At 53.2% G+C, this 22,463-nt stretch carries 18 protein-coding genes; 9 read left to right on the top strand and 9 right to left on the bottom strand.

What is annotated here, in order from left to right; genetic code table 11:
• From ACYVHB_RS16785 to ACYVHB_RS16805, 5 genes are all read right to left on the bottom strand, one after another.
• The coding region (locus tag ACYVHB_RS16785) for an SdrD B-like domain-containing protein (protein ID WP_461052925.1) at positions 1–1,086 on the bottom strand (1,086 nt) is incomplete at its 3' end.
• 965 nt (positions 1,087–2,051) lie between these two features.
• Positions 2,052–5,321, bottom strand: coding sequence for a hypothetical protein (locus tag ACYVHB_RS16790; protein ID WP_461052926.1), 3,270 nt, complete (start codon positions 5,319–5,321; stop codon positions 2,052–2,054).
• A gap of 47 nt (positions 5,322–5,368) precedes the next feature.
• Complete coding sequence (locus ACYVHB_RS16795) at positions 5,369–6,430, bottom strand: NAD(P)/FAD-dependent oxidoreductase (protein WP_461052927.1); 1,062 nt, start codon at positions 6,428–6,430, stop codon at positions 5,369–5,371.
• A 143-nt stretch (positions 6,431–6,573) separates the two neighbouring features.
• Entirely contained in the window at positions 6,574–7,269 is a 696-nt protein-coding gene (gene cmk, locus ACYVHB_RS16800; RefSeq protein ID WP_461052928.1) for a (d)CMP kinase, read from the bottom strand.
• Between the two features lie 120 nt (positions 7,270–7,389).
• Complete coding sequence (locus tag ACYVHB_RS16805; protein WP_461052929.1) at positions 7,390–7,953, bottom strand: GNAT family N-acetyltransferase; 564 nt, start codon at positions 7,951–7,953, stop codon at positions 7,390–7,392.
• A 262-nt stretch (positions 7,954–8,215) separates the two neighbouring features.
• Between ACYVHB_RS16805 and ACYVHB_RS16810 the strand changes: the two genes are divergently transcribed.
• The 6 genes from ACYVHB_RS16810 to ACYVHB_RS16835 all read left to right on the top strand — a co-directional run bounded on the left by ACYVHB_RS16810 (position 8,216) and on the right by ACYVHB_RS16835 (position 14,808).
• Complete coding sequence (locus ACYVHB_RS16810) at positions 8,216–10,459, top strand: TonB-dependent receptor (RefSeq protein WP_461052930.1); 2,244 nt, start codon at positions 8,216–8,218, stop codon at positions 10,457–10,459.
• A 44-nt stretch (positions 10,460–10,503) separates the two neighbouring features.
• Positions 10,504–11,172 (top strand): hypothetical protein, encoded by a 669-nt coding sequence (locus ACYVHB_RS16815; protein WP_461052931.1) that lies wholly within the window; start codon positions 10,504–10,506, stop codon positions 11,170–11,172.
• 690 nt (positions 11,173–11,862) lie between these two features.
• The gene (locus ACYVHB_RS16820; protein ID WP_461052932.1) at positions 11,863–13,341 is read left to right on the top strand and encodes a histidine kinase; all 1,479 of its coding nucleotides are present in this window, start codon (positions 11,863–11,865) and stop codon (positions 13,339–13,341) included.
• A gap of 5 nt (positions 13,342–13,346) precedes the next feature.
• Positions 13,347–14,141: a LytR/AlgR family response regulator transcription factor gene (locus tag ACYVHB_RS16825; RefSeq protein WP_461052933.1), complete on the top strand. Its 795-nt coding sequence runs from the start codon at positions 13,347–13,349 to the stop codon at positions 14,139–14,141.
• Positions 14,142–14,208: 67 nt separating this feature from the next.
• Entirely contained in the window at positions 14,209–14,427 is a 219-nt protein-coding gene (locus ACYVHB_RS16830) for a hypothetical protein (RefSeq protein WP_461052934.1), read from the top strand.
• A gap of 42 nt (positions 14,428–14,469) precedes the next feature.
• The gene (locus ACYVHB_RS16835) at positions 14,470–14,808 is read left to right on the top strand and encodes a translation initiation factor (RefSeq protein WP_461052935.1); all 339 of its coding nucleotides are present in this window, start codon (positions 14,470–14,472) and stop codon (positions 14,806–14,808) included.
• Between the two features lies 1 nt (position 14,809).
• Here the strand turns inward: ACYVHB_RS16835 and ACYVHB_RS16840 are convergent, their stop codons facing one another.
• Positions 14,810–16,315, bottom strand: a complete 1,506-nt coding sequence (locus ACYVHB_RS16840; RefSeq protein WP_461052936.1) for a peptide MFS transporter — start codon at positions 16,313–16,315, stop codon at positions 14,810–14,812.
• A gap of 162 nt (positions 16,316–16,477) precedes the next feature.
• On the opposite strand from ACYVHB_RS16840, the gene ACYVHB_RS16845 reads away from it, so the two are divergent.
• Positions 16,478–17,167 (top strand): peptidoglycan DD-metalloendopeptidase family protein, encoded by a 690-nt coding sequence (locus tag ACYVHB_RS16845; RefSeq protein ID WP_461052937.1) that lies wholly within the window; start codon positions 16,478–16,480, stop codon positions 17,165–17,167.
• 116 nt (positions 17,168–17,283) lie between these two features.
• Here ACYVHB_RS16845 and pabB read toward each other — a convergent pair whose 3' ends face one another.
• Together pabB and ACYVHB_RS16855 are read right to left on the bottom strand one after the other, a co-directional pair.
• Entirely contained in the window at positions 17,284–18,639 is a 1,356-nt protein-coding gene (gene pabB, locus ACYVHB_RS16850) for an aminodeoxychorismate synthase component I (RefSeq protein WP_461052938.1), read from the bottom strand.
• A gap of 1 nt (position 18,640) precedes the next feature.
• Positions 18,641–19,678 (bottom strand): NYN domain-containing protein, encoded by a 1,038-nt coding sequence (locus ACYVHB_RS16855; RefSeq protein ID WP_461052939.1) that lies wholly within the window; start codon positions 19,676–19,678, stop codon positions 18,641–18,643.
• A gap of 292 nt (positions 19,679–19,970) precedes the next feature.
• Here ACYVHB_RS16855 and hisB point away from each other — a divergent pair, with 292 nt between their 5' ends.
• Both hisB and ACYVHB_RS16865 read left to right on the top strand, forming a co-directional pair.
• A complete protein-coding gene (gene hisB, locus ACYVHB_RS16860) occupies positions 19,971–21,122 on the top strand; it encodes a bifunctional histidinol-phosphatase/imidazoleglycerol-phosphate dehydratase HisB (protein WP_461052940.1) in 1,152 nt (383 codons plus the stop codon).
• A 301-nt stretch (positions 21,123–21,423) separates the two neighbouring features.
• On the top strand, positions 21,424–21,996 hold the full coding sequence (locus ACYVHB_RS16865) for a 1-acyl-sn-glycerol-3-phosphate acyltransferase (protein WP_461052941.1): 573 nt from the start codon (positions 21,424–21,426) through the stop codon (positions 21,994–21,996).
• A gap of 3 nt (positions 21,997–21,999) precedes the next feature.
• On the opposite strand, the gene ACYVHB_RS16870 is transcribed toward ACYVHB_RS16865, so the two are convergent.
• Complete coding sequence (locus ACYVHB_RS16870) at positions 22,000–22,428, bottom strand: response regulator (protein WP_461052942.1); 429 nt, start codon at positions 22,426–22,428, stop codon at positions 22,000–22,002.
• Between the last annotated feature and the right edge of the window lie 35 nt (positions 22,429–22,463).

Consider the following 22,463-nt stretch of genomic DNA (forward strand, 5'->3'; position numbering starts at 1 on the left):
GGAGACGAAACCCGCTGGCGTTACGAAGCTTATACTATACGGAATGCCCACCGTCAAGCCTGTGAAGGAGTACAAACCCGATGCATCAGTCGTAGTCGAAGCGACTGCCGTTAAGGTGGCGTCTAACAAGACCACTACCACGCCCGGTATGCCCGGCTCAGCAGCAGGCGTGCCCTGCAGGCCGTCCTTGTTAGCGTCCACGAAGACGCGGTCACCTAAAACGCCAAATAGCCCCTCGAGAACCTCGATGTTGCAGCAGTTGGTTACCAGACACCCATTACGAAACGTTTCGAAACGGTATATGCCCGGACTTTTAAAGATTAATGAAAGATCCGGGTTTACTACGGCTAATGATGCCGACACGGTCGATGTACTGATCGGAATGTCGTTTCGGTACCACACAATCTGGTCGTAACCGGATGGAATCATTACCGTATATTCGTCACCCTGATATAATACTATAGGAACAGAGAAGCAGACGGCGTCATAATCGTCCTCGGTTAGAATCTGGTTGTTGGGTGCCGAGTCGAAATCTGCCTGGTCAGCGGCCGTAACCTCAGCCGTGTTGAACCACACCCCCTGCCCAAGCACCGTACCCTGCAAAATAAGAACACTCGAATCATTCGGAGCTACCGTACCCACGCTCCAGATGCCCGTGGCGGCCACATACGTGCCACTACCCCGCACAATCGAGGCTGAACCGGGAACATACGTTACACCGCCAACCGGCAGTTGATCGGTCACAACTACCCCCGTAGCCGTGGTCGAGCTGGCGCTGTTGGCCACAACGACGGTATACGTGAGCACATCACCGATTGCCGGACTTTGATTGCTGACTACTTTTCGTACACTCAGGTCAACCGTAAGCGATTGAGCCTGTGCTGATGATGTTATCAGCCCCAGTAACAGTGTCAGCGCGAAGCAGGTGGCCCGCAACATCCGGTTTGTCGATACAGACAGCAACGTTGCCACCCTGCCCACAAAAACGGGCTGGCCTGCCGTTGACGCACGATTACCACCGGCATCCGGCACGAACCGGGCGGTGGAGCCGTATGGTGACCTGCTCAGTATACGTTGCTCATTCATTGGACGTTGAAAAAAAGGAGTGAATACCTGTGAGACCGTACGCGCTGGAGAAGTAGAGAGTCGAGAGTCGGGTATGTCGGGCGGTTCGTTCAAAAAACCGGGGACGGAGCGGGTAAGCTGCCTGTGGGCAGCTACCGAACAATGGACATTACTGACCGCGTTGGGAAGCGCTGCAGATGCGACGCGATTGGCTTTCAGACTTACCCGTTCCCGTATAAACCGGAAGAGCCAGCTAATCATCTGATCTGCCAGCCAGATCACTTGCTCTTGAAAACCGGCAGTTGTGTACTGTTCCTGTGAAGCACGGCGGTGACGCACAGCACACAAATGGCCTGAACGTAGCGTAGATGTTACTCTCATCTGCAACTTGATTTGGAGCGATATACTTGACTATCAAAATGCCCTCTGCTTCGCGGCTATTCTACCTGGCCAATTCGCGAACAAGTCACGATTCGGCCAACCAGGTTAACAAGGCACTTTTGCTCCTCAGAAATTATCTAAAACTATGCCAAACCACAGTCTTCCTTATTTACTCACTTATAATAACAGGTAACAATCTGTATATAAACAGCTTAATGACTATCTCTATTAGCATTTAGCAACCAATCTACGCGGCAGTTAAGGAAGAAGCGGGCATTCGTAGTGAAGACCTGAGCGGTCCGGGAATAGCGAAAACTATGCCAACTACACTTTCACTCTGTAGATAAGATTTATCAGTCAGCAGTTCTACACCGCGGGCATTAAGATGATACATCATTTATAATTACGTTACTTAAAGCGATGAAAAGCTATTAAACAAGTTATGCTAACGAATGATGTATTACTAATTAGGAGTTACTTATCAACTTCATTACTACATTAAATCGCATGAGCAAGCACGTCAACTGGCATTTGTAGCCCACAAAAAAGCCGCTTCCGTAAGTGGGAGCGGCTCGGTAACGACAACCGGCATTGAAAGTAAAGGGTCAGAAATCGTAGCCCAACGTCAGGTAAGCGATTGGTTTGCTAACGAATTTATCTTCAATGCCCCAGGCGTAATCAAATTTCACAAAATAACCAAACAGCATCGTTCGTGCGCCAGCCCCGTAGCCAATCAGGAACGGATTCTTATAATTGGTAACCGACGCCCGGAAGGGTATACTCCCCCCCCCGACAATCTCCGTATTCAAACTATTCTGTAGGCTGAATGGACCGCTACCCGTCCAGGCGGTGCCAACATCAGTAAAGGCAACCAACTGGAGATTACGCAGAAAATTAGACGTGATATTGCCCCGGTATAGGTAGCGAACCAGCGGTAGCCGAAGCTCGGCGTTGAACAGCATATAGCTGTTACCCGTCAGCTTGCCCTGGCGAAAGCCACGCAGCGGTCCCGCAAAATCAAGGAAGAAGACATCCCGGTAATCCGTTCTGATTTCGTTAGGAACCGTATTGGGCACCAGCAGCGGGTTCGACGCGATTGGCTCCTTTTGATTCGAGCCAATCCAGTTTTCCATGCCCCCCAACGTGCTTTGCTTCGGCGACGACCCACCGGCCTGACTAAACGAAAAACGCGCTGCCAGCACTAAGTCGCGGTGAATTTTCTGGTAATGGCGCAGATCGAGCGACAGCCGCCGGAACCCCTGCGCTGCCGCCTGCAAACCGGCATACTCCTCAAACCGGAGTTTCAGCCGGGTGCCCATCAGCATGTTCATCCCGTTGACTTTAGTATTGTCAAATACAAACTCGCCCCGCAGTCCGGCATAGTCCGAAACACGGTCCGGCTCCCCATAGGATGTCAGGTCGATGAGCCGCGTGATGGCATAGAACGGCGACACCGTGAAGCGGCTATTGACCGAAATCGGGTACGAAGCGGTGAGCGCAACCCGGTTATAGCGGTACTTCTGAAGCAAACCAACATCCGGCGTATCCACAAACAGCGCCTGACGGTCAACGCGGACGCCGTAGTCGATGCGGTGCGTCTGGTTCATGTACTCGGCAAACAAGTCGGTGTTGCGGAGCGACGTTGTGATAAAGCCCCCCGCCCGCAGCACATGATTCTCCAGCAGGTCGGTCAGCGTAACGTCCTGATAGTAACCAAAGCCTTTCGCCGAAATCGGATCGACGCGCCAGCCCGACTGTGCATCGTTGACGCTAAACATACCTTTGTAGTCGAACGGTCCGCGGATGGTGATGTTCTCCCGACGGCGGGTGCGTGGCAATGTTGCGGTCAGAGCGGGCGTGGTGGCGGTCGACCGGCGCTGGCGATATTCAGCCGCTTTCAGCACCTCGGGGTCGAACTGGTAATTGTCGGTGTCCACTTCGCCAGGTTCCAGCGCCAGTCTCGTTGCGGAATCAGGCGCTGGCGTTCTGACCGTACGGGTAGAATCACGGGCGGTGCTGTCGGGCTGCACTCCTGAATCGGTAGCGGTTCGTCCGGCGCGGTTCGCCCCGGCCGCGTTTGTGCCGCTCAAACTACGGCTGCGTTGGGTTGGCGGTACCTGAACCGACTGCGTCAGGTTTAGTTGCGAACGAAATCCAATGTACTCATCGCCGTTTTTCAGGCTGCTGTAGACAAAGCCGCCATTGGCCGGATTGAGGTCATACAGGCGAATACTCTGCGGAAGCGACGTCAACTGACTGACCGCTTTTGTTTCGGTTTGGAGTCGGTATAAATTTGTAATACCCCCCACGTTATTGAGAAAATAAACCGTCGACTCGCCAGCGGCAACGGGTTGCGTAGCGTACGATAGCGAGTCGGTCAGGCGCACCACCGACAGGTCGCGGGCGGTTCCTTCATGCGAAAACAGGCTGAGCTGATCGCGGATGGTTTTGTACGACCCTTTGTCAACACCGAGCGTGTCGGCCTGCCGGTTCGAGCTAAACACGACCGTTCGGGCGGTGCGCCCCACAAACTGAGGGTAAAGGTCATCGTACAAATCATTCGTTAGCTGCTGGTAGGATCCCCGGTTGATGCTGTACAGAAACAGGTCGTTCTGACCCTGGCGGTCGGCGCTCAAAATCAGACTGCCCCCGTCCTCCGACGCGTCCATCCAGACCACCTGCGACAGGCCGTTGACCAACCGCCTGAACTCCTGTTTGGGTCGTTTCTCAAAGTTACCAAACCGGTACAGGTTGGTCTTGCCTAATTCGTCGGTCAGAACAAGCAGGTTATTGTCGCGCTGCCAGGCCACCAACGGCGTGCTGGTTCGGGTAGCCTGCCCGTCGAGCCGGTAACCGCCGGTGAGCACTCTGGTTTTTTTGCGGGTCGTCGTGTTCACGACTTCCACGTTGAACTTGCCGTCGCGCAGCGTCGTGTACGCGAAAAACTGTTTGTCGGGACTAAGCTTCAAACTAACCAGCGACGACTTATCATCGACAGACCCCAACTTCAGTTGAAAATCATCGGCTCCGGCCTGGTACGACTGCGTTACGGTGTTGGCCATACCCGCGTAGTAGTCGCGCCACTCACGCAGGAACCGGCTGTAGGGAATACCGAGGGTACTGGCAATGCTGTTCTGCTCGTTGCGAATGATGCGGGTGAGGTTCAGGATGTTCGAAACGTTATCGCGGCCGTATTTCTGAACGATGTAATTCCAGATCGAGTGGCCCACGCGCTCGGCTTCGGCACCCGCCAGCAAACCCGGCTTTTTAACGGGTCGGGTCAGCGACACGTCGCGCATGTAGTCGTCGAGTTCAATGCTGTTGCCTTCGGCGATGTAGGCCGCAATGCCGGGCATGAACCAGTCGGGCAGCGTCAGCAGTAGCGAACTTTGCAGCGCATCTTTCAGGCTGCCGCCGTAGAGCATGTCATACACAAACAGCATGGAAATGTCGCGAACGATCTGCCGCCGAAAGCTAACCTGGTCGCCCGTGAAGGCCAGTTCCACGCGCGACTTGGAGAGGTCCAACTCGCGGCTGCTCAATCCTCCCTGCGCGTTGAGGCCAATGTTGCTCTGGGCCAGCTCCTGGGGCGAGTTGAACAGGAAAATTTTGACGCGGTTGTAGGGCGTATACCCCAGCAGTTCGGTGATCCGGTCAAATTCCAGTTCGGCATACTGCGCCGTCAGGTTCGCGATCTGACTGCCGCCCTGATAGTAATAAATCTCGAAATTGGATGTGCGGATGGTTTTCCAGTCGAAACTTCGGTATTGGATGCGGTTCTTCCCAAACCGTTCGAGCGACGGGTAGTTCTGCGCGGTAGCGATGCTAAGGCCACTCAACAACAGGCCTGCCAGCAATACGTATTTATTTCGCATAAAGTAGAAAGACGTTGATAAAACGCCCAGCAGTTAACAGCCTTTAATTACCGATTGTATAACGAAACGCACCGGCTAATATTCGCTTCCGGCTCCAATTCTTCACCAGCCAACAGATGCCGGGCAAACTGCTCAGCCAGATACGGTGCCAGCGAAACGCCTTTGGTGCCCATACCCCCAAAAATTCCCACCGTTGGGTGCGCCGGATGCATCCCTACAAACGGTCGTCGGTCTTTGGTCGATGGCCGGATGCCCGCCTGCTGCGCCACCACCCGGTAGGGCACGGTTAGGATCGAACTGACTTTCGATTCTAAATACGCCCGGCCATCGTCCGTTGTTTGCCAGTCGAGGTCATGCCAGGAATACGTCGCGCCAATGCGAATTAGCCCATCCCGAACGGGCAGCACAAACAACCCCTGATTGACGATATTTTTAAGGGTATACTCTTCGGCAACGGCCGTCAGAATCTGCCCTTTCACGGGGTTATAGGGCAAGTAAGAGAATAACGAATTCTCGCGCCCCTGAACGCCATCACAAAAGATAACTTTATTGATTTGAAGGCCCTGCCAAGCCACTTTTTTGTCGCTGATAATCAGGTCATCGTCCGTTACCCGGCCCTCAAAATATTGGTTTTTATGGATAAAATATCCTTTGATAATCCGCACAAACTCGGTCAGGTCAAGCCACCCGCTCTGCGTTACTTCCAATCCCCCAAATGGGTTATTGATGCAACGGCTATACAACGCATCATCCGCAGCCTGCGTAACATACGGCTGCACGGCAGGATCAGCTATGAGTACCGAATAGTCAGTTCGTTCGGCCACAGACCGGAAGGGGCGATAAATTGACTTCGGGTGGAAAAACTGGACACCCAACTCCTGCTCGATGCCGGTATAAAACTGGTGCAGAAATGGAAACAGCTCGTCGGCTTTCCAGGTACGAACGAGTTTACGGCCCGTCAGTGGATTCACGATACCAGCCGCCACTGCCGAGGCCGAGGGCTGCGCCGGGTCGTCGGCCACAATCACAGAGCAGCCGCGCTGATCGAGCGTCCAGGCCAGCACCGACCCGGCCACGCCCTGCCCCACAATTAAAAAGTCGACGGTCATGTTTTTTAAATGAACCGCGCGGGCGGCCCCGAATGATTAATGTATAATGCACAATGGGGGGGGCTGGCGGTTAGCGTATGGGGAATTATTGGGGTCACCCGTGTTCCTGCATTATCCATTACGCATTAACCATTATATATTAATCATTTACTCCGGTGCAACTCCGCCAGCCGCCGGTCGGCCTGTTCGACTACCCAGTCGATCTGTTCTTCGATGGTCATGTGCGAGGTATCGAGGAGCGTGGCATCGGGGGCCTGAACCAGGGGGCTTTCGGCGCGGGAGGAATCGATTTTGTCGCGCTTTTCGAGATTGTGAACAATGTCATCTAAGTTAACCAGTTCCCCTTTAGCTAATAATTCCTGCTGTCGGCGTCTGGCCCGGATAAGGGTGTCGGCCGTCATGAATACTTTTACTTCAGCATCGGGAAACACCTTCGTGCCAATGTCGCGGCCATCCATGACCACCCCCCGCCGACGCCCCATTTTCTGTTGCTGGGCCACCATCGCCCAGCGTACCTCAGGAATGGCACTGACCTCGCTGACGATGTTGGAAATGTACATTTTGCGAATCTCCTCCTCCACATTTAGCCCATTCAGGCAGGTTTCGTTGCGGCCCGTGCGGTTGTTGTGATTAAAGGTGATGTGAAGTTGTTCGAGCGCAGCGTTTACTTCATTTCGATTGGAAAGCGCTACGTGTTTCTCAATGAAAAACAGGCTGACGGCGCGGTACATGGCCCCGGTGTCGATGTAGCCATAGCCCATTCGCTCAGCTACGGCTTTGGCGGTTGTGCTTTTGCCACAACTCGAATACCCATCAATCGCAATCACTATCTTCGGCATGAACAAGGAGTCCGCCGAAGCGGTAATGTTTTGGCAAAACAAGCTAAAAAGAATGATAAACGATAAATCGGTCCCGCTCCGGCGTACCGGCCGAAGCGGATGAATGATTGTCAACTCAACTCATTCATCATTTATGATTCCCTCCCCCTCGTGTTCGGCGCGGAGCATGGCAAAGATGTACTCGTCCACGTACTGATTGTTTTTAATGGCCGCTTTACGCAGCACCGCTTCGCGCTGATAACCGGCGGCTTCGAGCACCCGCATGGAGCCAATGTTGTTTTCGAGTACGCAGGCGAAAAGCCGGTTTACCTGAAAATTCTTAAAGATATAGTCTGTCATAATTGGCAGGGCCTCGGTCATGATCCCCCGCCCCCAATAGGCCTCACTAAGCCAGTAGCCAATTTCGGCGTTGTAGCGGTAGATATCATCTTTGACAGTGAAGCCAATGTTGCCCACGGCCTGCCCCTCCACCTCAATGGCTAAGTTATTAGGCTGCTGATACGATTTGTTAGAACGCACCCACGAATGAGCATCGCGGGGGGTGTAGGGATACGGAAAAAAATCACGGACATTGTTCCAGATGTTCCGGTTGCTGGCATGGCGGCACAACGAATCTTCGTCGCCCTCGCGCCAGGGGCGAAGACGACCAACAGATAGTTGAAAGGAGGTCAGGGTAGTGGTCATCGGAGCGCCGAACCGACGGTACGCGGGTTTTCCTACGTCAGTAACAATGTTTCTCCCTAAATGTTGGTGCCACGAATTAAGCAGCCGCCCGGTATACCAACCCATTTTATCCGGTTCTACTCCCGTTTCATGTCTCCTTCTCCGGCGTTCGTCGGAAATAACGAGCGGTCAGCAACGGCTTATCGTAGGTTTGATCCATCCATTTGACGCACCAAACCGTCGGAATGCCGAACCATCGGAACGCCGAACCGCAGCAACTTACATGAAAACGCTCTATCTCCTCTCTGCCCTGTTGCTTTTGATAGCTGAAGCTTCGGCACAAAGCACTGTTACCGGCCGCGTGACGGATGAAAAGGGACACGCCCTGCCCGGTGCCAATGTGTTTTTACGCGGCACCTACGACGGGGCTAACACCGACAGCACCGGCCGGTTTCGATTCACCACCGGGGCGCCGGACCGAACCCGTAAAGACACGGCTACGCTGGTTGCCACTTACATTGGTTATGAACCCTTCGCGCAACGAATTACGATTGGGCAAACCGCACCGCTGAGCATTCGGCTCGTGGAGATGGCCAATGAGTTGAATACGGTCGTGATTACGGCTGGCTCGTTTGAGGCTTCGGATGAGAAACGGATGACCATGCTGAAGCCAATGGACATTGTAACGACGGCCGGAGCCGGAGCCGACATCACGGCCGTTATGAACCTGCTGCCGGGAACGCAGCGCGTGGGTGAGCAGGAAGGCTTATTCGTGCGGGGTGGCTCCAATGCCGAAGCGAAGGTCGTTATCGACGGCATGATCGTGCAGAATCCGTACTTCAGTTCATTGCCCGACGTGCAGTCGCGGGGACGGTTCCAGCCGTTCATGTTCAAGGGTACGTCGTTCAGCACGGGCGGCTACTCGGCCCAGTACGGGCAGGCGCTGTCGAGCGTGTTACTGCTCAATACTACCGACAAAGGCAACAACAACGGCCTGTCGCTCAGCCTGAATTTAGCCAGTGCGGGCATCAGCTACGACCACGCGACGGAAAAATCGTCCATTTCGGCAACGGGTTACTACGGTTCCCTGAAACCGCTGTTCGCGCTGGTCCGGCAGAATATCGACTGGACGCACGTGCCGGAGTTTACGGGATCGTCGCTGACGTATCGGCTGAAACCCACCAAAACCGGGACCCTCAAAGTCTACGGCATGTACTCGGATAGCTGGCTCGGCATGAACTTTCGCGACCCGGCGGGGGCTGAGTCCAACAGCGAAACGACCATGACGTCCATGAATCAGCATAACCGCAATGTGTTCTTGACCAGCACCTACGCCGACAGTTGGGCCGGTGGCCAATGGACGCTGCTTTCGGGACTGTCGTATAGCCACGACACCGATAAGACGACTTACAACGCACTGGATTTTGGGCGGGCAAGCGAGCGGGCGCAGGGACGGGTAGTGCTGACGCGGTTGCTGCCCAAAAGTAATTCGCTGCTGTTCGGCGCAGAAGCCCATGCCATCACCATCCAGAACAATGTGTTCGGCACCAACTACGCCCTGCACGACAAGTACGGCGCTGTGTTCGTAGAGTCGCAGATGTATTTCACCCGTAACTTAGCCGTTCAGGCAGGTATTCGGGGGGAATATTCGTCGGTGATTGGCCGGTTCAACGTGGCTCTGCGCCTATCGATGGCGTATAAAACAGGGGCGTATAGTCAGGTATCGCTGGCCTACGGACAGTTTTACCAGACTCCGGATTATCGCTATCTCTACCTGAACCAGTCGCTGAACTTCGAGCGGGCCGACCACCTGATTCTCAATTACCAGATCATCAAAGACAAGCGCACGTTTCGCATTGAAACGTTTTACAAAAATTACGCGCAGTTAGTACGCGAATTCGCCACGCCGGTCTACGGTCAACTCCTCGATTCGACGGCTCGCTTTGACGCTAATCCGTACCGCTTCCCGAATGGCCGTACCAACAATTCGGGCAACGGCTACGCGCAGGGTTTCGACGTCTTCTGGCGCGACCAGAAAACCGTAAAAGGACTGGACTACTGGATTACGTACAGCTACGTCGACACGAAGCGGCTGTTTCAAAACTACCTGACGCGAGCCACGCCAACATTCATCTCAAACCACAATGTGAGTTTCATTGCCAAGCGGTGGTTTCAGAAAATCAGCACCAATATGGGCCTGACCTACACCATCAGTAGCGGTCGGCCGTACTACAACCCTAACCGGAGCCAAACCGATTTTCTGACCGACCGGACGCCCATTGTCAACAACCTCAGTTTCACGGCCAGCCACATCACCAGCATCAAAAAGAACATGGTGATTCTGTACGCCACGGCCGACAACATCCTCAACACCCGCAATGTATTTACCTACCGCTACACTCAGGACCGCGACGGCGGACCGGGCAAAACACGCTACGCCGTTGGGCCACAGTCGTACCGAAGTTTCTTCGTCGGGGGGATGATTATGCTGAGCAAAAAGGCAAAAGTGAACATCAACGAATTATGATTGCCGGAGTCATGCTGTTACTAACTTTAAACCAAATAAACCCAATGAAAACGCTAACAATTCTCCTCATTGCGGCCTCTGCCGCCAGCCAGTCAGTTTTTGCTCAGTCAATCCAGGCCGGGTCAGAGCAGTACAAACAAGCTATGAGCGCGGCTATCGGTACGCTAAAAACGCAAAGCCCCAAAACGCCACCGGCCGAGTTCCAGACCGTGGCCAACCAGTTTGAGCGCATCGCCAGCGCCGAACCAAACGAGTGGTTACCCCGCTACTACGCCGGTATGATGTACGTTTATTCGGGCTTCACGGGCAAAAACGAAGCCGAAAAAGACAAATTCCTCGACCAGGCCGACAGCAATCTGAAAGCGGCCGAAACACTGTCGCCCGACAACGACGAACTGGCCGTTCTGAAAGCATACATCGCCCAGGCCCGCATGACGGTAGACCCCGCCAACCGCTGGCAACAGTACGGACCACAAATTCAGGCGGGTATCGCAAAAGCTAAGTCGCTGAACGCCAACAATCCGCGCTCATACGTGCTCGAAGGATCCGGGCTGATGTTCACACCGGAGCAGTTTGGGGGCGGACCCGCCGTAGCCTGTCCGGTGTTGAAACAGGCCGTCGAGAAATTTGCTACATTTAAACCAGTTAGTGATCTGCACCCGATGTGGGGAAAGGCTCAAATCGAACCGATGCTGGAAAAATGTCCGAAATGATAAACAGTCAGCGAGTTGATAAGTCAGTGGGTTGGTCAGTTGGTGGATTATTCACTAACTGATCTGCCCGACTACAACTTATTGGCAACAGCATTGGGTTTGTATTTTTAGCAATGAAGTCAGCAGATCAACATGAATGATGTTACGAAAGAATACCTGTCAAGAGCAGAAATTTGGTTACTGCTTACAACGCTTATTTACTTCACAATGAACGGTGCTCAGCTATTTGAAACCGCCGTCATTGTTCCAAAATGGACAGCATCGCCACCTGAATCATTTCAATTGTTTAAAGGAAAATATGGGCTCGATTTTAAACCATTTTGGATAGCAGTTCATTCTGTTCACGACATTACGTTTGTTCTCGCTATTATTTCTTGCTGGAAATTACATTTTATTAGAAATTGGCTCTTAGTGTTGTTCGCAATTCACATTGCAATACGCGTATGGACACTACTTTATTTCGCTCCAAACATAATTAAGTTTCAGAAGCTAGCCAACACGATGCATTACGAAAGTACGTTGCATCAACGCGTAATTAACTGGAAGAATTTGAATTATATTCGGGTCACTTTATTTGTAGCGGTGTCTGTTGGATTGATACCCGTTTGCATTAAACTACTCCAATTTAAAGAGTAAACTTCACGGCACTAAACTCAGGGCGTCAGAAACAGGTATCAGCAAAGTAGCACCATGACCCGCGAACAACTCATCGGCACCATCAGCAAAAACGGACGACGCCTTAAAATGCGGGCGTCGGACATGGCCGACTTTGACTTCAGTGGTCTCGACCTGACGGGCGCTGACCTGCGTTTTTCAAACCTTTCGCGGGCCAACTTTCGGGGCGCAGTACTGCGGCAGGCGGATATGAGTTTCTCCGACCTCAACGGAGCCGACTTTACCGACGCCGACCTCTACGAAGCGAACCTGAGTTTCAGCGGCCTGGAAGATACTAACCTGACGGGGGCCAACGTGGAAGGCGCGAAATTCAACTTTTCGGGGCGCAGTACGTACCGGCCGGATGAATTACGCGCCGAACCCATCACGCTGACGACGCTGCTGCAAGAACCCGGCTGGGGGACGCTCATCGGTGCAGCATTGGGCGCATTACTGGTTTATGGCAGCAATGCCATCATTTATTTCACTAACCTGATTCTGACATCGAGCGACCCGATTCTGGCCGGTTTTTACCAATTTTTGATCGTACAAAACGTTGTTGATGGCGCGGTTGTATTCCTGCTAACCTGGACACTGTCGGGCTGGCTCACGCGCCGGTTTCAGAGAACCTGGCAACAGCACGTCTTTCTAAGCTGGGCCACGGTAATTAGCTTTTTCGCCATCAACTCGTCCATTTATTTGTGGCTGGGAAAAGGGTTTATCGACGAATTAACCAAACGCCCCGACTTCGTGACGGAGAGTGCTCCCTGGTATATTTATGTGCTGGGTGATATTCTGGTCGCCAATGTTTTCCTATACGTGCTGCAACAGGGCCGTCAGCTTACCCGGAAACTTTCGGAGCAGGAATTTCAACTATTGAATCTGGAAAAGCTGAAAACCCGCGCCGAACTGGATGCGTTGCAGGCCAAAATTAACCCGCATTTTTTGTACAATGCCCTCAACAGCATTGCCAGTTTGGTGCACGACAATCCGGAAAAAGCCGAGGAAATGACGCTTTTATTGTCGAAACTATTTCGCTATTCGACCGGACGCGACGGTGAACTGTTCGGCACGCTGGCCGACGAACTGGAGATGGTCCGCACGTACTTACAGGTGGAGCAGGTACGCTTTGGCAATCGGCTGACGTTTAGCGTTGAAATTGCCAATCCAGCCCTGAATGAATTAAAATTACCGCAGTTTCTGCTCCAGCCCATCGTTGAAAATGCCATCAAACACGGCATTGCCAAACGCGCCGACGAGGGTCGGATTGACGTGCGCATTTACGAAAAAGGCGACGATCTTCACCTATGCGTCCACGACAACGGACCGGCCTTTTCCGACGATATGGGGGGAGGCTATGGCCTGCGCAGTATTCAGGACAAGCTCAAACTGCTCTATGGCGACGACGCGCGGGTTGAACTCCAGAACTGGCCGGTCAAGCAGGTGTTACTGTCGATTCGGATGAGCAAAATCAATGTTGATAAGTCTATCGTAGCGGCCCGTATTCAACCATAAATTGTATGAATTTTCCCCTCAAAACCCTGCTTATCGACGACGAGTCGCTGGCCATTAGCCGACTCCGTCGCCTGTTGGAAAAGCACCGCGACACGTTCAATGTCATCGGCGACGCGGCCAACGGTGCTGAGGGACTGGCGCTCATTGAAGCGCAGCAACCCGACGTTATTTTTTTGGATATCGAAATGCCCCTGCTCAACGGTTTCGAGATGCTATCCCGGCTAACCATCATGCCAATGGTCGTCTTCGCCACCGCGTTTGACCAGTACGCTATTCGCGCTTTTGAAGAGAACTCGGTGGATTACCTGCTCAAGCCCATTGAAACCGAACGGCTATCCCGCACGGCCCATAAAATCCGGGCGTTGGTCGAACGGCAGAGCGCCGGGCAGGCAACCGATTTCCCGGCCGCAAATCCGATGACGGAGAACGTGTTACGATTGCTGGCACAGATGCAGCCGAAGAAGAAAATCTATTCAATCTCGGTTAAAACAGGCGACAAAATCCGGCTGATTCCACTCTCGGACATCGCGTATTTTGAGGCCGAAGACAAATACGTCTTTCTGTCGACAATGGACGGGCAAAAGTTTCTGACAACCTACACGCTGACAACGCTCACCGAAAAACTGCCCGATACGTTTGTGCGCGTGAGCCGGTCCGTGATGGTTAACCGGCACAAAATCGCCGAGGTCCACCGCCACTTCGACGGCAAGTTCATGCTGGCCATGACCGATAAGAAAAGCACCCGGCTAACTACCGGCAGTACGTATGGCGAGGCCGTTCGGGGCTTGCTGGAATTATAAAGGTCCCAACCCTGAAGGGGTGGGCTGATAGTCAGCAACTGCTGTCGACTGTTAACTGACTGACGCTATGAAAGCGGCTACCGAACGAAAAATCATCCGCTGGTTTCACATTCTGGCCAGCATCCCCATCGTCGGCTACATATACGGCCCGGTGGCGAGTTTCCCCGAACCGGCCTTTGCCGTCAAGTTCGTCATCTTCCCCGCCGTTGTGCTCTCCGGATTCTGGCTGTGGCTCGGCCACCGAGTCCGCAAGTGGTGGCGTACGGTGGTGTGGCCCACCCAATGATCGGACGAAAAGCGTTATTTTTGCCTATCAATAGTGTGTATTATGAGCAAGAAAACCCGTTCCGGCGGGGTCGTATACTCAACCGACCCGAACTTCCAGTATCAGTCCAACGAACAGCCGGAAGCCGAGACAGTACCCCCAGCGCAGCAGGACCTCAAAATCTGGCTCGTGAAGTTGGGCGGCAATAAAGTCGTGACAACCGTGCGCGGCTTCGTCGGAACTGACGCTGACCTGAGCGAGTTGGGCAAGCAACTAAAAGCCGCCTGTGGGTCAGGCGGCTCAGTGAAAGATGACGAAATTCTAATCCAGGGCGACCACCGCGATAAAGTGCTGACGTGGCTTACGGGCAAAGAATATAAAGCAAAGAAAGCAGGCGGCTGAGTTAGTCTATTCCTCCCATCCACTTTTTCAGCGGCTTTACAAAGAAGAGCATAAGGACACCCGCGCCGAGTGCGAACAGGGCTACGCTCTGAAACAGGGTAGGCATCTGCTGTACGTTCTTCTCGTCGAAGCCCCCCGCAAACAAGCCCGCAATCAGGTTGCCCAGCGACGAACCAACAAACCAAAGTCCCATTAACTGACTGGCGTAGCGTTTGGGCGACAACTTGGAAAACGCGCTCAACCCTACCGGACTCAAAAACAACTCGCCGAGGGTGAAAAAGAGGTACGTCATCGTCAAATATAATGGCGACGTGCGTTCGCCGGTAAGGGCCAGTTTTGAGGCAACAATCATAACAACATAAGCCAGCCCAAGTAAAATCAGACTGGTGGCAAATTTAGCGGGCACCGGGTAGCTGATCTTTCGATTGGACAGAAAAATCCACAATACGGCCAGCACTGGCGAAAAAAGGAGAATAAAGGCGGGATTGAGGTTCTGAAACCAGCTCGACGGCATCTGCCAGCCAAACAAACTGAGGTCGGTGTAGCGGTCAGCAAAAATTTGCAGCGAAGAACCCTGCTGCTCATTACCCGCCCAGTAGACCGCCGATGCCAGAAAAAAGATAAACAGGACCACGATCCGCTTTTTCTCGACTGCATCCAGCCCGCCCGCAATCAAAATGTAGGCAAATCCTCCCAGCGCGATCATCGAAATAATAGTACCCATCGCCTGCGCTAACCCCTGCGCAGTCGTCAGGTCCAGCACACCCGTCAGTTGAAGTACCAACAGCAGCGCAACCATCACGCCCAGAAATACCAGCAGCGACCGGCTTCCAGTCGCCGGTACGTCGGTAGCCTTTGGTGGCTGCGCCACAAAATTACCCCGGTCGCCAAGGTAGCGCTGCCCGAACAGCCGGAACGTTACGATGCCAAGTGCCATTGCTACAGCAGCCGCCCCGAAACCATAATGCCAGCCCACTTTCTGGCCCAGGTAACCCACAATGGAGATACCCAGCAGGGAGCCAGTGTTGATGCCCATGTAAAAAATTGAAAAGGCTGCGTCTTTCCGCGCTCCCCCTTCGGGATACAGTTCACCGACGATGCTGCTGATATTGGGTTTCAGCAGGCCTGTTCCAATGGCTACCGTACAAAGCCCCGCGTAAAATAACCCTGGCCCGGACGGGAAAGCCAGAATAATATGCCCCAGCATAATGATGATACCCCCGTACCAGATGGACTTGCGCTGACCCAGCAGGTTGTCGGCAATCCAGCCCCCAGGCACCGACAGTAAATAAACCGAAGCCGTGTAAATTCCGTAGATAGCCGCGCCCTCCGATTCGTTCAAGCCCATGCCCCCCCGGATGTTATCAATCAGAAATAGCAGCAAGATCGCCCGCATACCGTAGTAGCTGAAGCGCTCCCACATCTCGGTAAAGAACAGGACGAAAAGGCCCATCGGGTGGCCAAAAAGCGTGACCTCTCGAGCGGGCTTATTGATGATTGTCTCCATAAAATAGGTTTAATCGAGGCAGTTAGCCAAAGAATATGGGGGTTTACTGAGCAGAATGAGGGTAAATATACTAATCTTAGCCGCAAAGACGTAACGCATTCGCAACGGCCACCGTCTGCCTTTATCTTTGTGAGTTTTGTAAACGTTGTTAAGATTACGGCCATGCTGCTTCCTATTGACTTTCGGAAATATCCGTACCTGATTCTTGATTTCGCAGCTACTAACCCCGACCTCACTACGCTCAATCTGACGAATACGGTGGTGTTCACCGACTATGTATTCGGTAAGCTTCGGGCGGCTGGGGCCGTCGTTGGCGTGGGCGGCTACAATGAACATCGCGTTATTTACCGACGGAGCGCTCATTTTGAGCAGAAGGAATCCCGCGACGGTGGACCGCCGTGTGACGGACCACGCGAAATTCACCTCGGCATCGACTTCTGGGCTAATGCGGGAACGCCCGTTTTCGCCCCGCTGGATGGCGTCGTTCACAGCTTTCAGGACAACGCCAACTTCGGCGATTATGGCCCGACGATTATTCTGGAACACGACACGACAAACGGTGAATTGTACAGTCTATACGGTCACCTGACGCGTTCTTCACTGAACGGTTTGTACGACGGAAAGCCATTTCTGGCGGGCGAAAAGATTGCCGAGATTGGCCCTTACCCCGAAAACGGCGACTGGCCCCCGCACCTGCATTTTCAGTTGATGACGGATATGCTGGGGCTGCGGGGCGACTTCCCCGGCGTCTGCTCCGTGTCTGACCGTGAGAAATTTCTGGCCATCTGCCCGAATCCGAACACGCTGTTACAGATTCCGGGGTTACAAGAAATAGTTGTACCGGTTGTTTAGGTTGTAGTCCCCGTCGCTGTGTCCTCACAGCGACATATACGTCAGCAAGGTCCGCCTGCCGGACGGGTCGCTGTGAGGACACAGCGACGGGGACTACAACCCAAACATTTACATACTCAACCACTAAAAACACCGCCCCTTTCCAGCACCTCCCGAATGGCCCGCGCTTTCAGCAGGCACTCGTCCCACTCCTGCGCCGGGTCGGCGTCGTAGGTGATGGCGCTACCCACTGAAAATGACGCGTACCGGCTTTGGGCATCGTACAGCAACGAACGAATAACCACATTAAAGTCAAAATCGCCATCGGGAGTAATGTAGCCAATCGCGCCCGAGTAGACACCTCTCCGGCTCACTTCCAGTTCATCAATGAGTTGCATGGCCCGGATTTTGGGGGCGCCCGTCATGCTGCCCATTGGGAAAGCGTTACGGAGCGTATCAGCCCACGACAGCCCATCCCGTAGCGTCGCCGACACCGTCGAAATCATCTGGTATACCTGGGCAAAACCGTAAATACCAAACAGTTCATCCACGTGCACCGAGCCGGTTTCGGCCGACCGGGCGAGGTCGTTACGGACCAAATCGACAATCATCAGGTTCTCGGCCCGTTCTTTTTCAGAGTTGAGCAGTTGACTGCGTAGCTGAGCATCTTCATCTGGAGTCTGACCGCGCCGGATGGTGCCTTTGATGGGTTGCGACAAGAGTTGCTGCCCCTGCTTCCGCAGGAAACGCTCCGGCGAAGCACCCATCACATAGCGATCACCCATTTTCAGAAAACTCGAAAAAGGCATCGGCGACCGGTCGTTCAGCGCCTGGTAAGTAGCTGGTGGGTCGAGACCGACGTTTTCCGCGAAAAACTCAATGCAGTAGTTCAGTTCGTAGACATCGCCCGCCAGAATGTGCTGCTGTATACGCCGGACGTTGGCTGCGTACTCGTCGGGCGAGACGCGCCCTTGAATGACGGTTCCCTCACCGAATATCCCCTCACCGGAACGCCGGTGCGAGGACAACGAGAATCCAGAAATCGCATTCATTAACGCCCGTCTATCTCCTTCACCCGTCACAATTACCCCGTCCTGACTAAAATCAATCACCCACTCCGGCTCCACGAAATACGCATCGGGGAAGCCCAGCCGATCAGGATTGCGGCTTTCCAATGCCTCAAGCTGGTTTTTCAGGTCATATCCGAAATAGCCCACTAAATACGACGGTTTCTCCCAGTGTGCCTTGTGCAGCGCCTGAAACGCATCCTGACCAGCAAACGAAATGACCCGCTTCGCCCCGACAAACAGCCGGTTTGGAAACGGGTCATTGGGGTAAGCAATGTCGTTGTGGTTCAGCAACAGTACGAAACCATCTTTGTGCGCCTGTTGCGCCGTAGCCCAGGCCAACGCCTGCCACCGGAACGCCGATACGTCGGACCGCGATACGTCGGACCACGACACGTCGGCAGCAGCCACGCGAACCTCATTCATGCTACGAACGCACTAACTGCACATCAATGGCAATGTCTTTACCTTCGGCGTTCTGGCCAATCATAAACTCGACTTCATCGTCCACCTGCAACTCGTTGAAATCCGTGTCGATCAGGCTGGTATAATGAAAAAAGAGGTTGTTTGGCGGAAAGTTGACGAAGCCATATCCCGTTTTCAGACTGCGAATTGTGCTGATTTTGCGGCCCTCCGGATCATCATCAACAACGACACCATCCGCCACGTTGTAGTTTGGCTCATCGGGTTGCTGGTAGCTGCTATAGGCGTTACCGTTCGCAAAATTACCAAAACTGCTGCCCGTGCCATTACCATAGGTGCCCCCATTCGCAGCCGGAGCCGCCGTAAAAGTGGGCCGCGCCTGCGCCTGCTTCACGAACAGATTCTGAATGACGGTATCATTCTTGCGAATGCGATTGTCAATCAGTTCATGCATGGCCACTGGATACGACACTTCTTCAAGTAAGTCCTGCGACGTGCGGGTAACCTGTTTCTCACCCTGCTCATTCTGAAATTCAAAATCCCAGCTCAGCACCATAATCCGGGAGCCAACCGTGTTGAGCTTGCGAATCAGCGGTACGTAATCGCCGTCCGACGTAATGAGCACCACAACGTCAAATTTTTTATACTGCGCCAGTTCAAATGCTTCAAGGGCCAGCCATACGTCGATGCCTTTTTCCTGCCGGTAGCCCTGGTACGTTTTTACGGGCAGATAGTGGGTCACTACCCCCTCCGACATCAGAATATCGTCGAACAAACGGTCGTAGAATAGTTGGTTACCGCGCTGATTGGCTTCGTGCGCATTGAGCCGCCCCCGGAAATAGTGCGCGTCGACAATTTGGCAAAGCCGCTCGTTAACTCCCTCTTCCTCAGCTACCTGTCTGCGAATAAAATCGTGAAGTCCCGAGATGCTGATCCGGCTGCGCCGTTCGTGCGAGTAATTGTAGTAGTTGCTTACGTGTAAGAAATAATTGCCGTCATAAAAAACCCCGATACGGGTTAACCTGGATGATACTGTTGGCATGAGTTGACTGTATTTTTAACTATATGGTTTTGAATGTAATGCACTCGAAATAGGTTCTTTTCAGGCTATCAGTTTATTTTGGTGTAGATTATGTTGTTGAAAAACGGTAAGAATGCTTGCGTCCTTACTAAATAAGCAGAACAATAGAAACTACTGATTCGCTGAAAACAATGGGTACGGGTACGACCAGGGCGTATAAAAATAGCTATAAAGAACTGTACTGCAAAAGTAATACATTTTCGTTCGCAACGCGCCAGGGGCCTATCTTTGTCGGCTTACCACGGTTTCCACTATGCAAAAACTTTTGTTTATCGACCGCGACGGCACCCTCATTGCGGAGCCGCAGCCCGATCAGCAGGTCGATTCTTTAGCTAAACTCGATTTCATTCCCAAAGCCATCTCGGCCATGCGCCGAATCGCCGAAGAAACCCCTTATGGCTTAGTCATGGTCACCAATCAGGACGGACTCGGCACTGCTTCGTTTCCAGAGGATACGTTCTGGCCCGCTCATACTAAAATGCTGGCCACGCTAACGGGCGAAAACATCAACTTTGCGGCCGTCCATATCGACCGCCATTTCCCCCGCGACAACGCGCCCACCCGCAAGCCTGGCACCGGAATGCTGACCCAGTATTTCTCCGGGGACTATGACCTCGCCAACAGCTACGTCATTGGCGACCGCCTGACCGATGTGCAATTGGCGGTGAATCTGGGCGCAAAGGCAATCCTGTTCCTACCCAACGCGGGTGAAGCGTCTCCGGTACAGTCTGCCGACGTGAGTGGTTTAACCGATGCCATGCGCGACGCCATCGCGCTGGCAACCGGCGACTGGGACGTGATTTATGAATTCCTGCGCCTGCCCGCCCGCGTGGCTACCGTGGAACGCAACACGAAAGAGACCCGGATTCGTGTCGATCTGAACCTCGACGGCACCGGCCGGGCCGACATGCACACGGGTCTCGGCTTTTTCGATCACATGCTCGATCAGGTAGCCAAGCACTCGGGGTCTGACCTAAGCATCCGCGTGCAGGGCGATCTGCACATTGACGAGCACCACACCATTGAAGATACCGCTCTGGCCCTCGGCGAAGCGTACCGACGTGCCCTCGGTGACAAGCGTGGCATCAGTCGCTACGGGTTTCTGCTGCCGATGGACGAAGCACTGGCGCAGGTAGCTATTGATTTTTCGGGGCGACCCTGGTTAGTGTGGGATGCAGAGTTTCGGCGCGAGAAAATCGGCGATATGCCCACAGAGATGTTTTTCCATTTCTTTAAATCCTTTTCGGATACGGCTTTGTGCAACCTGAACGTGAAAGTAGCCGGTGACAACGAACACCATAAGATCGAAGCCATTTTTAAAGCATTTGCCAAGGCGATTAAAATGGCCGTTCAGCGCGACATAACGGAATTGGATAACCTTCCAAGCACAAAAGGCGTTTTATGAAAACGGTATTCTGTCGGGCCTAACAAACAAAATCGGCCATTAAACGTCTATTGTCCGGCGTCTCTCGTATTTTTGCACCCGATTTCAACTGGACTTATATCATGGATTTATCGACCCCGCTAACGCTCCTGTTCTACGCCGTTCTGCTGATAGCCGCCTTCATCACGGGTAAGTGGCTGGAGCGCAAGGATCGGAAATACTAAATCAGTGAACAGGTATCAGTGAGCAGCTCACAGCGGTCATACGCGGTTAACGTCTCCTGAAACTGCTTGCTGCTCACTGATAACTGTTGGCTGTAAAAATGCTCGGTGCGCTCACTCGCTGGCTGTTCAAATTATGGGGCTGGCGAATCGCTGGTCCCGTACCGACCGTGCCGAAGGGCATTTGGGTCGTTGCTCCCCACGCCACTTATTGGGATTTCCCGGTCGGTTTGGGTATCCGCCCGACCATCCATATCTGGATTCAGTTTCTGGCCAAAAGTTCGCTGTTTACCTGGTACTCCGGCTGGCTGTTTAGAGCACTGGGTGGCAAACCCGTCTACCGCGACAAGTCACATAATTTGGTGGACGCGACCGTCGACGTATTCAACCGGAACGAGCGGCTTCACATCTGCATTGCGCCCGAAGGCACCCGTGCCAACGTCACTAAACTCAAAACGGGTTTCTACTACATTGCGCTCAAATCCGGCGTTCCCCTCATTCTGACCGGCTTCGACTGGCCCCGCAAACTCGTCCTGCTGAGCGAACCGCTCTACGTCACCGGCAACTACGAACAGGACATGCAGCCATTATATGCGTTCTTCTCTCAGGTGTACGGCGTCAAAAAAGACTGGCTGAAACAATGGGAAGCGACGGGCGTCATCAGCCGGGAGTAAGTGTCAGGCAATCTTCTTGTCAAGCGGTTCGCGGTTGAGTTCCAGCCAGTACTGGCAAACCGCCGAGAGCGTATCCTTTAGCGGAGCAAGGCCGCTCTTTTTGAACAAAAATGAGTTGACGCCAGCTTTATAACAGTCCTCAATTTCAAAAAGAGACGCATGAGCGCTCATCATCACGACCGGAATCTTCTGATAGGCTGACTGCTGTTTTAAATAGAGCAGCGTCTGATGCCCGTCTAAATCCGGCATGTGCCGATCAAGCAAAATCAGATTTGGTTGCTCACTCATCTGTGGAAGTTCGTCCAGGAGCGCCTTTCCACTTGGGAACAAACGCATCGGGTAAGCCGATAGGAAACGACTGAAAACCTGCTGCACTAAGAAGCGGTAGTCAGCGTCATCGTCAACAATACATAAGAGTCCATAAGAGTCCATAAGAGTCCATAAGAGTCCATAGATGTGAGTATCTG

The organism is Spirosoma arcticum (genome assembly GCF_054779955.1).